Genomic DNA, 12,851 nt, shown 5'->3' on the forward strand with positions numbered 1-12,851 from the left:
GTTGCAGAAAGTGCCTCCATGACCACCGCGCCCGCACCCATCACCTTCATCGTTCGCGGTCAGTCGCAAGCCGCTCCCACCGCCACACGCGGGCGCGGGCCGGGCTCCACCGCCAGCTTTGGTGGACGGGGGCAGACGCTGCAGCGCGTGCAGGTGGGCGCCACCCGTGGCAACAGCGACGCGGTGCGGCTCACCGCGCGCCCCGGGCTCGATGCGGTGGTGCTGCACATCACCAACGGCCCCTCGCTCATGCTGCACCCCGAGACCGCGCGCGACCTGATGCTGGCGCAGTCGGGCCTCACGCGCAGCCGCGCTGGTGTCGCTGCTGCGGGCACCGACATCAACGTACCGGCGCAGCTCGGCTGGCCAGGGCTTGAGCAGGCGGGTGCCTCGCGCGGCACTTCGCGCGGGCGCCTGGGCGACGTGCTGCTCTCCGCCGTCGAGGTGGTCACGGGTCTGCTGCTCGAGCCTGCCTCGCGCATCACAGCCGCGAAGATCGCCGCCCGGGTGGACAACCAGGTCGAAGCCGGCCTGTACCCGCTGTCGGCACAGAGCTTTGCCACCGCACTCAAGGGCAACGGCCAGCGGCTCACCCATGCGCCCTCTCCCACACCTGCCGATGCACCGCTGCTTGTGCTCTTGCACGGCACCTTCTCCGAGACCCACGGCACCTTCGGCAAGCTGTGGCAGCACCACCCCAACAAGGTGCGCGAGCTGTTCACGCGCTACGGCAACCGGGTCTATGGCTTCGACCATCCCACGCTCACGGCCAGCCCGATCGACAACGCGCTGCTGCTCGTCCGCTCGCTGCCCAAAGGCTCACGCCTGCACCTGCTCACGCATTCGCGCGGCGGGCTGGTGGCCGAGGTGCTGGCTCGTGTGTGTGCGCGGCCCGATCTCGATGAAAAGTCGCTCGCACCATTCAAGACACCCGACCACCGCAACCAGTTGAAGGCCTTGCGCGAACTGGCCACCGAGCTCAAGGGCCGCGACATCCGGGTGGAGCGCGTGGTGCGCGTGGCCTGCCCGGCGCGCGGCACGCTGCTGGCCTCCAGGCGGCTGGACGCCTACGTGTCGGTGCTCAAGTGGTCGCTGGAACTGGCCGCGATTCCGGTGGCACCCACGTTGCTCGATTTCATCGGCGAGGTGGCCAGCCAGCGCACCGACCCGGGCTTGCTGCCCGGCCTCGAATGCATGCTGCCCGAGAGCCCGCTGGTGCAGTGGCTGCACGCCAGCGAAGGCGCCGATGCCGGGCCGCTGCCGGGGCAGTTGCGCGTGGTGGCGGGCGACATCCAGGGCGACTCCATCACCTCGTGGGTCAAGACCCTGCTGGCCGATGCCTTCTACTGGACCGACAACGACCTGGTGGTGCAGACCCGGTCGATGTACGGCGGCACGCCGCGCGCGCCCACCGGCGGCCATGCGGCAGCCACCTTCGTGCTCGAGCGTGGTGGCAAGGTCACGCACTTCAGCTACTTCAGCGAGCCGCGCTCGACTGACGCCATCTGCAACGCGCTGGTGCAGGACTCGCCCGCGGGCTTCCGCCCCATCGGCCCGATGTCGTGGGCCGGCAGCTCCAGCGACGGCCTGCGCGGCATGCCCCGTTCGGCCGGTGCGGCACCGGCCTCCGAGCGCCCCGCCGTGATCATGCTGCCGGGCATCCTGGGCAGCCACCTGGCGGTGGATGGCAAACGCATCTGGCTGAGCGCCCGCATCCTCGGTGGCCTGGGGCGCCTGGCCTACCCCGATGCCGGCGGCCGCGTGCTGCCCGACGGCGCCATCGGCAGCGTGTACGACGACCTGGCCTCCTTCCTGTCGGCCACACACGAGGTCATCGAGTTCTCGTTTGACTGGCGCCGCCCGATCGAGGAAGAAGGCGCCCGCCTGGCCGACGTGATGGACCAGGCCCTGGCCGCGCGCGCCACCAGCGGTCAGCCGGTGCGCCTGCTCGCGCACTCCATGGGCGGCGTGGTCGCTCGCACGGTGCAGCTGGAGCGGCCCGACGTGTGGCAGCGCTGGCTGGAGCGTCCGGGCTCGCGCCTGCTGATGCTGGGCACGCCCAACGGCGGGTCGTTTGCACCCATGCAGGTGCTCTCGGGCGACGACAGCATGGGCAACGCGCTGTCCGCCTTCGGCATGCCGTTCCAGGACCACAAGGCGCGCCGCCTCATGGCGGCCATGCCGGGCTTCATCCAGCTGCAGGCCGGCCTGCTTGACCCCACGCTGGGCCTGGCACAAAGCGAACGCTGGCAGACGCTGGCCGACCAGGACATGAAGACACTGGAAGAGGCCAACGTCTGGCACGACCCGATCAGCCAGCAAACCGTGTACCGCTGGGGCGTGCCCTCGCAAGCGGTGCTGGACCAGGCCGTGGCGCTGCGCCGCCGCCTTGACCAGCAACGCGACGCGGCACTGCCCGGCTTTCGCGACCGGCTGCTGATGGTGGTGGGCCATGCGCGCTTCACGCCGGCGGGTTTCGAGATGGACGGACGCGAAGGCCTGGTCTACCTCGACCAGCCCGAGGGCGGCGACGGCCGCGTGACGCTGGACAACGCCTTGCTCCCCGGCGTTCGCGCCTGGAAGGTGGACTGCGAGCACGGCGGTCTGCCCGACGCCGCCTCGGCCTTTGCCGCGTACCTCGATCTGCTGCAGCACGGCGACACGCAGCGCCTGCCGGCGGTGGGGCCAACGCCCGCAACACGCAGCGGCGGCAGCGCCATCACCGCGCTGGTGCGCAGCCGGCCATCGCGTCAGCGCAGCGCGACCGTGCAGCCACCCACCGGCCTGGCCGAGCTGCTGGCCCAGGTGGCAGACGCACCCATCCGCACCGAAGCACCTCAGGGTGCGCTGCGCGTCAGCGTGCACAACGCCAACCTCAAGTTCATCAGCACGCCCCTGCTGGTGGGTCACTACTTTGCGTCCACCCTGAGCGGCACCGAAGCGGTGGTCGACCGCTTCATCGGCGGCGTGATGTCGTCGTCGCTCGCGGCGGGTCTGTACCCGGAGGCACCGGGCACGCACCAGATCTTCGTCAACAACCGGCAGGACCCGGACAGTCCGCTCGCCCTGCCACGCCCACCCCATGTGGTGGTGGCGGGCCTGGGCGCCGAGGGCAAGCTCAAGAGCGCAGCCATCACCCACACGGTGCGCCAGGCCACGCTGGCCTGGGCGCAGCGCGTGGCCGAGGCGCCGGGCGGCGGCGCCACCCAGTTCGAGCTGGCGGCCACGCTGATTGGCAGCGGCGGCAGCGGCATCAGCGTGAGCACTTCGGCACAGGCCGTGGCGCAAGGTGTGCGCGAAGCCAATGAAAAACTCAGCGCGGGCGGATGGCCGGTGGTGAGCCACCTGCGCCTGGTGGAGCTCTACCTCGACCGGGCCACCGATGCCTGGGGCGCGCTGACCTTGCTGTGCGCCGCGTCACCCGATCACTTTGCGCTCTCGCCCTGCGTCATCTCGGGCGTGGGCGCACTGCGCAAGACACTGGACAACGGCTACCGCGGCACCGCCTACGACTTCATCAGCGCCGTGACCATGACCGATGAGACGGGCGAGCCCAGCATCGTCTACACACTGGACACCCAGCGCGCCCGCGCCGAGGTGCGGGCACAGGCCACGCAGGCGCGGCTGGTGGGCGAGCTGGTGCGCCGCGCCTCGAACGACGCCAACCGCGACCGCGAGATCGGCCGCACGCTGTTCCAGTTGCTGGTGCCGGTGGAGATGGAGTCCAGCCTGAGTGGCACGAGCGAGTTGCTGCTGGAGGTGGACGACGGCACCGCCGCCATTCCGTGGGAATTGCTGGACGCGCCGGACGACGGTCGTGGCGGCCCCGAGGCGCCCTGGGCCATCCGCAACAAGCTGCTGCGCCGCTTGCGTACGGTGGCCTTTCGCACCCAGGTGAGCGATGCGCGGCTCGAAGACTGCGTGCTGGTGATCGGCGAGCCCCTGTGCGACCCGGCGCTGTACCCGCCGCTGCCGGCAGCGCGCACCGAGGCCGAGGCGGTGGTGGAGGCGCTCAGCGGCCAGCTCGGGCTGGACGCCTCCCGTGTGCACGCGCTGATTGCGCCCGACGACGGCCTGGGGCCCGACGCCGGCGCCGTGACCACTGCGTTGCTGCAGCGGCGCTACCGCATCGTGCACATTGCCGGCCATGGCGAACCCGAGCTGGAGCGCCCCGGCAAGCCACCGTTGCTGCGCGGTGTGGTGCTGAGCGACAACACCTTTCTCGGCCCGCGCGAGGTACAGGCCATGCGGGTGGTGCCCGAACTGGTGTTTCTCAACTGCTGCCACCTGGCCGCCGACCCCGACAAACTGCTCAAGGGCGGCTACGACCGTGCGCAGTTTGCCGCCGGCGTGGCCAAGCAGCTGATCCGCATCGGCGTGCGCTGCGTGGTGGCGGCCGGCTGGGCGGTGGAGGACGACGCGGCCAACGTGTTTGCCACCGAGTTCTACCGCGCCCTGCTCTCGGGCCAGCGGTTCATCGACGCGGTGCAGGCCGCCCGCGTGGCCGCCTACAACGCCAGCCCCTTGGGCAACACCTGGGCCGCCTACCAGTGCTACGGCGACCCCGACTGGGTCTGGCAGCGCACCGAGGCCGACACGCGCCGCACGCCACCGCCGCTGTCCAAGCTGTACGCCGGCATCGCCTCGCCCGTGGCGCTGGCCCTGGCCCTGGAAACACTCGCGGTGCAGAGCGCCACCCAGGGCGCCGCGCCCGAATCGCAACGCGAAAAAATCCGCTACCTGCAAGCCCGCTTCGACAGCGAGTGGGGCGGCATGGGCGCGGTGGCCGAGGCTTTTGGTGTGGCGTGGGCCGCCGCGCGCGACATCGAGCGTGCGCTGCACTGGTACCGTCGCGCGGTGGCGGCCAACGACGCCAGTGCATCGGTGAAGGCCAACGAACAGCAGGCCAACCTGGGCGCGCGCCAGGCCTGGGGCCGGCTGGAGGCCGCCGGGCGCAACGGCGCCAAGCCCGCTGCGCTGAAAGCGCTGATCGAACAAGGCCGCACCGACATCCGCCAGGCCATCGCCATCCTCGATGCGCTGGTGACACTGTCGCCCACGGTTGAGCGTGCAAGCCTGCTGGGCTCGACCTGGAAGCGCATGGCCCGCCTCGAAGGCATGGCGGGCCCGGCCGCAGCCTCGGCCAAGGCGCACGCGATCGATTGCATGGCCGAGCACTACCGCCGCGCCGAGGCCATGGCGCTGCACAGCGGAGAAGCCGACCTCTTCTACCCCGCGCTCAACCTGGTGGCCGCCGAGCTGCTGGCGCGTGGGCGCCATCGGCAGTGGCCGGGTTTTGGCGCCGCGCGTTTGCAGCGTGTGCGCCAGAGTCTGGAGCGCAAGCTGCGCGAAGACCCGGACTTCTGGAGTGTGGTGGGCCTGCCCGAACTCAGCGTGTACGAGGCCCTGGCCAACCACACACTGGCGGCGCAGTTGCCCAACATCCTGAGCAGCTTTGAAGACCTGCACCAACGCGCCGGCACAGGCTGGATGTGGGCCTCGGTGGCCGACCAGCTCGGCTTCGTGCTGGAACACCTCGATGGCATCACCAGCGCCGACCGGCCTGCGGCCGCCGAATTGCTGGGCTTGCTGAACCGCTACGCCGCCGAATGAACCGCATCTTCATCAGCTACCGGTCGTCCGACGGCAAGAAGGACGCGGACCGGCTGTGCGCCGACCTGAGCCGGCTCTACGGCGAAGACCAGGTGTTCTTCGACAAGCAGGACCTGCGGGGTGGGCATTCGTGGCGCAGCGCCATCATGGCCGCGCTGGGCACCAGGCCGGTGGTGCTGCTGCTGGTCACCCCCGATCTGCTGGGCATGGCGCACCCCGAAGGTGGCCGGCGCATCGACCGCGACGACGACCCCATCCGTGGTGAAGTGCTCACCGCCCAGACCCACGGCGCGACCATCATCCCGCTGCTCACCGAAGGCGTGCTGATGCCGGCCACCGCCGACATTCCGGCGCCGCTGCGTTTCCTGAAAGAGTCGCATGCGCTCAAGCTGCGCACCGAGGACTGGGCGGACGATCTCGACAAGATCGTGGTCGATCTGGCCAGCCACGGTATCCATCCGCTGGCGAAGCATCAAGACAAGAACGGCCCGGTGCGACGCAGCTGGCTGCAACGCATGCAGCGCGGATTCACCTGGATCGGCGGGATCTTCGTGGGCCTGGTGGTGATCGGCCTGCTGGTGCCCGAGGACGAGGAAGGTGCGGTGCCGACTCCAGCACCGTTGGTGTCTCCCACACCCACACCCACACCAGTGCCGGGCCAGGGCATCCGCGATGTCTCGGGCCTGTGGTGGTCGATCGACGAAAACAACCGGCGCCTGCGTGTGCAGTTCACGGTGAGCAACGGTGCGATCCAGCTGCAGACCGACCCCTTCCCGGTGTCGTGGTACCCGAAGTGGCAGACCTACGCCACGAGCGTTCGCGCACAAGGCTTCATCGTCAACGACGTGCGCTACATCGGCCAGGGCGTGCTCACCGACGTGATGGGTGTACCGCGCATCGAGATTCCCTTCCAGGCCATCACCGGCGACGGCCGGGGACCGATGGACACCGGCAGCGTGGTGCTCACGGCGAGTGCCGACGGACGCGAACTCACCGGCCAGCTCTGGAGCAACGGCGAACAAGCCGAAACCCCGCTGCGGCTGGTGCGCAACCCCTGACCTCCCAACAACCACCCGAGGAGATTCCCATGACCAAGCTCGTTCACGTCTGCACCCAGCGCCTGCTGCCCGCCGAGCTCATGCAGTTCCAGCCCACGGTGCGCAGCCGCGGGCGCACGCGCGCGATCATGCCGCTGGGCAAGCTCTGGATGAACGGCAGCACGCTGCGGGTGCGTTTCATCGGCGGCACAGCGGCACAGCAGGCCAAGGTGCGCGAGCAGGCGCAGTGGTGGACCGTGCACGCCAATTTGAAGTTCGAGTTCAACAACGCGGCCGACGCAGAAATCCGCATCAGCTTCGACCCGGCCAAAGGCGCGTGGTCGTACGTGGGCACAGACAACCGCAGCATTCCACTGGACCAGCCCACCATGAACCTGGGCTTCATGGACGGCGGCACCGTGGCCCACGAGTTCGGCCATGCCATCGGGCTCATGCACGAACACCAGAACCCGGCCGGCGGCATCCAGTGGAACGAGGCGGCCGTGATTCGCGACCTCTCGGGCCCGCCCAACAACTGGAGCGAATCCACCATCCGCCACAACGTGCTCAACAAGTACCGCGCCGACCAGATCAACGGCACCACCTTCGACCCCGACTCGGTGATGCTGTACTTCTTTCCCGGCAGCTGGGTTCAAAGCGGCGTAGGCACACGCGCCAACCCGACCCTCTCGGCGCTGGACAAAGCCTTCATCGGCGGTGCCAAGGCCTACCCCAAGACCGCACCCACGCTGCTCGATGCGCAGGAGCTCACCATCGGCGCCACGCGCCGCACCTCGGCGGCCATCGGCAAGGTGGGTGAAGAAGACCTGTTCCAGTTCAACGTGAAGACCGGTGGCAGCCACATCATCGACACACGCGGCCCGACCGACGTGGTGATGAAACTCTTCGGCCCCGACAGCCCCACCGCCGTGATCGCCGAGGACGACGACAGCGGCGTGGACACCAACGCGCTGATCCGCGCCAGCCTCATCCCGGGCCGCTACTACGTGCAGGTGCGCCACTACAACCGCGCCAGCGGCATGGGCAACTACACCGTGAAGGTGCGGCGCGCCTGAACGCCCGCACGGTCCATGAAAGACTTTTTCGTCAGCTACAACCGGGCCGACCGCGCCTGGGCCGAATGGCTGGCGTGGCAGCTGGAGGCGGCGGGCTATTCCATCGTGATCCAGGCGTGGGACTTCCGTCAGGGAGGCAACTACGTGCTGGACATGCAGCGCGCGATCGAAAGCGCGCAGCGCACCCTGATCGTTCTCTCGCCCGACTTCCTGGCCTCGCAGTACACCGCGCCCGAGTGGGCTGCGGCCTTCGCACAGGACCCCACTGGCGTTCAGGGCCGGCTGCTGCCGGTTCGCGTGCGCGACTGCCAGCCCACCGGCCTGCTCGCGCAGATCGTCTACATCGACCTGGTGGGCATCAAAAACCGCGATGAAGCGCGCGAGCGTTTGCTGGCCGGAGCCGCGAGCGCTCGCGCCAAGCCCGACCACGAACCCGACATGCCCACGCCGGCGCCCGGTCGCCCGGGCGCCGGTCCGGAGCCGGCCTGGCCCCCATCGCTGACCCTCGCTGCGCGCATCGCTGCCAGTGTGTTCTGGCGCATCGCGCGTTTCGCCCTGGTGCTGCTTGGCGTTGCGTTGGCGGTGCTGGCGGTGCTGGCCGAGGCCTTGCCGGCCTGGCGGTCCGAGAGTCCGGCACGCCTGTACCTGGCGGCCCTGCTGTGGGGCCTGGGGGTGGCGCTGGCGTCTGAATGGGTGCTGCGCCGGCGGGTCCGAACGGCAACACCTCAGGGGAGCCGCACATGACACCCACACTGGCCCGCCTGGGCCTCTGCGCGCTGCTGGCCAGCACCGTGCTGGGCGTGGCCGCCGCGCCCTCTCCCGCTGCCCTCAAGGCGTTGAAAGCCGCGCAAGACCGGCTGACCCAGCGAGAACAGCTGCACCAACAAACCCTGCGCGCAGCGAGCGAGGCCCGCCAGCTTGCGGCATCCGTGCAGGCCACGCGTACCGCCTGGGAGGCCAGCCGGCAAGCGGGTGCCGCAGCGCGCGATGCTGTGGCCGCCGCCACCGACTGCCAGGCCCAGGTGCCCCAGGCGCTCGAAGCCCAGGCCCGGGCACTTGACGACTTCGTGGCGGCGCAGGCGCTCTCGACCCAGGCTGTGCAAGCTGTGGTCGCCGCCGACAGGCCTTCGTTGGAGCGGGCCGCGCGTGCTTCGGACACCGCGTTCCAGCGCCGAGCCACAGCCGAACAGGGCGCAGACGACCAGCGGGAAGCCTTGCGCAGCCTTGTGCAGCGGTGCTCCAGCGCTACGCGGCAAGCCGATATGCGGCTTGACCTGGCCTTCGACCAACAGCAAACCCTGACCCGCAGGGTCACCGAACTGCCTGCTCAACAGCGGGAACTGCAGACCCGATGGGCCGAAGCCGCCGCTGGGCACCGCGCCGCCGCGCGCGCAGGCTGGGTGGGCGCACCACCGCCCGACCTGACGCTGCCCGATGGCGAAGTTGGCCGTTCGCTGGCGCGGGCCATGTCACCCGCACCGACCAGAGGGCAGCGCGCCAGCGACGCGGCGCTCCTGCAACTGCGGCAACCGCCAGCCGACCCACTGCCACGGGCCCAGTCACTGGCACGCCTGCTCGACGCGGTGGCCTACCTCGAACTCGTGAACGCTCCCTCAGCCTGCGCCGACGCGGCGGGCTGCGACGCAACGAAGGCCGAACAACGCGAGCTCGCACCGCGCATCGCGCAGGCGCAAGAGCAGCTTCGCGCAACCCGCCTGGCCGCGTCAGCGGCCGCACGGGAGGTGGCCTCGCTTTCAGGACCATTGCGCGTGGAACTGCTTGCGCATCACAGCGCACTGACCTTGGCCGACACCGACCTGGAGCGCGTGCTGAACGATGCCGCCGCAGACAGCCAGAGCGCCGACGCTGCACTGCGGACGCTGCAGGCCCGGGCTGATTCGGCCTTGGCACAGGCCGAGGCCGATTGGGAGTCCGCATGGCGCCAGGCCCATGGCCGTGCGCCTGAGCCGCGCGTGAACACGGTGCCCTTGAGCGCCAAACTCCAAATGCAGGCCAGGCCAGCACCCTCTGCGGCCATGAGCGCAGCCATCGATCTGCGCAGCCATGCCTACGAATTTTTCGAGGGCTGGAACACCGAGCGCAAGGGATTCGGCGCGTACACCTACGTGCTGATGCGCAGCGACAAAGACCTCAACAACGCGGACTCGCGCCGCCGCTTCACGCGTCTGCTTGAGACGCTGCAAAAGCTGCCCGAAGCACACCTGGTCGATCCGACCCAGACGCGCCACGTCAATCTCTTCTGCATCCCGGGCACACGCGCTGAGCAGACGGGTGCATTGCCGGTGAAGTACGACAGCGATCTGGGCCAGCAACTCAAGCTGCGCACGCAAAACGGTCTGATGACACGCAAGGAGGTCAGCCAGCGGCTGGTGGCTTCACCCGGCCCGTTCCTGATCACCTTGCCGGGTCGTATGGCGGACGTGTCGTCCAGCGCACCGTTGTTGTTTGCCGACCTCTCCGCCTACCCGGACGACGCCATCGCCGACCTGGCCACGCATTACATGAACGGCCTGGTCAACGACTTTCCCAGCCAGCAACTGCTCTGGAAGCCGCCGGTGTTGCAGCGCGTGGCGCTGGTCATGATCCACCTCGCCACGGGCACAGGCGACATGGTGAGCACTCTCATGCCCACGGCACAGGCAGCGCCGCGCTGAAACGTCAGGCCGCGACAGCTTCTTCGGCTTTGGCAGCCACCACCGGCTGGCGGATCAAATAATCGAAGGCGCTGAGCGCGGCCTTGGAACCGTCGCCTGCAGCAATCACGATCTGCTTGTAAGGCACCGTCGTGCAGTCGCCTGCGGCAAACACGCCGGGCACGTTGGTGTGACCCTTGGCGTCGATTTCGATCTCGCCGTAGCGGCTCAGGTCCACCGTGCCCTTGAGCCACTCGGTGTTGGGCACCAGGCCGATCTGCACAAACACGCCTTCCAGCGCCACGTGTTTCACCTCACCGCTCACGCGATCCTTGAACGACATGCCGTTGACCTTGCCACCTGCGCCCGTGATCTCGGTCGTCTGCGCGTTCACGTGGATGGTGACGTTGGGCAGGCTTTTCAGCTTGCTCACCAGCACCGCGTCGGCCTTGAGCGCGTCGGCAAATTCCACCAGCGTCACGTGCTTCACGATGCCGGCCAGGTCGATCGCGGCTTCCACGCCGGAGTTGCCACCGCCGATCACCGCCACGTCCTTGCCCTTGAAGAGCGGACCGTCGCAGTGCGGGCAGTAAGCCACGCCCTTGTTCTTGTACTCGGCCTCGCCGGGCACGTTCACATTGCGCCAGCGCGCACCGGTGGAGAGGATCACGCTGCGCGCCTGCAGCACCGCGCCGTTGGCCATTTCCACCTTCACCAGACCACCCGCTTCAGCGGCTGGAACGATCTTGTCGGCGCGCTGCAGGTTCATGATGTCCACGTCGTAGTGGCGCACCTGCGCTTCAAGCGCTGCAGCGAATTTGGGGCCGTCGGTTTCCAGCACGCTGATGTAATTTTCGATCGCCATGGTGTCGTTGGTCTGGCCGCCGAAGCGCTCAGCGGCCACGCCCACGCGGATGCCCTTGCGGGCGGCGTACACCGCAGCGGCGGCACCAGCGGGGCCACCGCCGACGATCAGCACATCAAAGGGGTCCTTGGCGTTGAGCTTGGCGGCTTCGCGCTCGTCGGACTTCACGTCCAGCTTGGCCACGATCTCTTCCAGCAGCATGCGGCCCGAGCCGAACAATTCGCCGTTCAAGAAGACCATCGGCACGGCCAGGATCTGGCGCTCTTCGACTTCGGCCTGGTACAGACCACCGTCGATCACCGTGGCTTTCACGGCGGGGTTGAGGATGGACATCAGCGTCAGCGCCTGCACCACGTCGGGGCAGTTGTGGCACGAGAGGCTCATGTACATCTCGAAATTGAAGTCGCCTTGCAGGCTCTTGATCTGTTCGATCACCGCAGCCTCCACCTTGGGCGGGTGGCCACCCGTCCACAGCAGCGCCAGCACCAGCGAGGTGAATTCGTGGCCCAGCGGAATCGCGGCAAAGCGCACCCCGGTCGTCTCACCTTCGCGGGCGACCACAAACGAGGGCTTGCGCGCATCGGTGCCTGACGCGTCGAAGCTCACCTTGTCGGACAGTTCTGCGATTTCCTGCAGGAGCTCCTTCATCTCGGCCGCGCCAGCGCTGGCGTCCAGCGAAGCGATCAAACGGATCGGGCGCTGCAACTTGCCGAGGTAAGCCTGCAACTGGGTCTTGAGTTGAGTGTCGAGCATGAAATTCTCCTGAATGGTGTTGAGGCATCAATGCCGCCGGTGGATGGGCCATGAAGGCCCATCGGTCTGCGGTACTAAAGACTGCAGGGGTGCTTAGATCTTGCCCACGAGGTCCAGCGAAGGCGTGATGGTCTTGGCGCCTTCGTTCCACTTGGCAGGGCAGACCTGGCCTGGGTTGTTGGCCACGAACTGGGCAGCTTTGAGCTTGCGCAGGGTTTCCTTGACGTCGCGGGCGATCGCGTTGTCGTGCACTTCGGCGGTCTTGATCACGCCTTCGGGGTTGATGATGAAGGTGCCGCGCAGTGCCAGGCCTTCTTCTTCGATGTGCACGCCGAACGCGCGGGTCAGCGTGTGGGTCGGGTCACCGATCAGGGGGAACTTGGCCTTGCCGACGGCAGGCGAGGTCTCGTGCCACACCTTGTGTGCGAAGTGCGTGTCCGTGGTGACGATATAGACCTCGGCACCGGCCTTCTGGAACTCGGCGTAGTTGTCGGCAGCGTCTTCCACTTCGGTCGGGCAGTTGAAGGTGAACGCAGCGGGCATGAAGATCAGGACCGACCACTCGCCGCGCAGGCTGGCGTCGGACACGGGCACGAACTTGCCGTTGTGGAAGGCTTCGGCCTTGAAGGGCTGGACGGTGGTGTTGATCAGAGACATGGTGATTTCCTTTGTAGTGACGTTGCTGGGATTGGTGATCAGGGAGCTGCTGTTGCAGCGATGGGTTGAACTATAGCCCAAGACTATCGATACTAAGAATTAATAGTCTCTATGTAGATCATAGCTGAAATGATGCGGCGCAACATGAGGGTCGCGGGCCGGTTACAAATTAATGCGAATCGTTCTCGTTTAATAT

At 68.1% G+C, this 12,851-nt stretch carries 7 protein-coding genes; 5 read left to right on the forward strand and 2 right to left on the reverse strand.

Annotation, left to right across the window (positions count from 1 at the left end; all coding sequences use genetic code 11):
* The first annotated feature begins 18 nt into the window (after positions 1-18).
* From ACN4F8_RS09405 to ACN4F8_RS09425, 5 genes are read left to right on the forward strand one after another with little or no spacing between them, the layout of a single operon-like run.
* Positions 19-5,613 carry a CHAT domain-containing protein gene (locus tag ACN4F8_RS09405; protein WP_419473336.1) on the forward strand — a complete coding sequence of 1,865 codons (5,595 nt, stop codon included), beginning with the start codon at positions 19-21 and terminating at the stop codon, positions 5,611-5,613.
* Positions 5,610-6,671, forward strand: a complete 1,062-nt coding sequence (locus ACN4F8_RS09410) for a toll/interleukin-1 receptor domain-containing protein (protein WP_419473337.1) — start codon at positions 5,610-5,612, stop codon at positions 6,669-6,671. The genes ACN4F8_RS09405 and ACN4F8_RS09410 overlap by 4 nt, the downstream gene beginning before the upstream one ends.
* A 29-nt stretch (positions 6,672-6,700) precedes the next feature.
* Complete coding sequence (locus ACN4F8_RS09415; RefSeq protein WP_419473338.1) at positions 6,701-7,726, forward strand: M12 family metallopeptidase; 1,026 nt, start codon at positions 6,701-6,703, stop codon at positions 7,724-7,726.
* A gap of 15 nt (positions 7,727-7,741) precedes the next feature.
* Positions 7,742-8,470, forward strand: a complete 729-nt coding sequence (locus tag ACN4F8_RS09420; protein WP_419473339.1) for a toll/interleukin-1 receptor domain-containing protein — start codon at positions 7,742-7,744, stop codon at positions 8,468-8,470.
* Entirely contained in the window at positions 8,467-10,401 is a 1,935-nt protein-coding gene (locus tag ACN4F8_RS09425) for a hypothetical protein (RefSeq protein WP_419473340.1), read from the forward strand. Before ACN4F8_RS09420 ends, ACN4F8_RS09425 begins: the two co-directional genes overlap by 4 nt.
* A gap of 4 nt (positions 10,402-10,405) precedes the next feature.
* On the opposite strand, the gene ahpF is transcribed toward ACN4F8_RS09425, so the two are convergent.
* On the reverse strand, positions 10,406-11,998 hold the full coding sequence (gene ahpF / locus ACN4F8_RS09430) for an alkyl hydroperoxide reductase subunit F (RefSeq protein ID WP_419473341.1): 1,593 nt from the start codon (positions 11,996-11,998) through the stop codon (positions 10,406-10,408).
* A 93-nt stretch (positions 11,999-12,091) separates the two neighbouring features.
* On the reverse strand, positions 12,092-12,655 hold the full coding sequence (ahpC, locus tag ACN4F8_RS09435) for an alkyl hydroperoxide reductase subunit C (protein ID WP_419473342.1): 564 nt from the start codon (positions 12,653-12,655) through the stop codon (positions 12,092-12,094).
* Between the last annotated feature and the right edge of the window lie 196 nt (positions 12,656-12,851).

This window comes from Hydrogenophaga sp., from assembly GCF_048549895.1.
Classification (GTDB): Bacteria; Pseudomonadota; Gammaproteobacteria; order Burkholderiales; family Burkholderiaceae_C; genus Hydrogenophaga.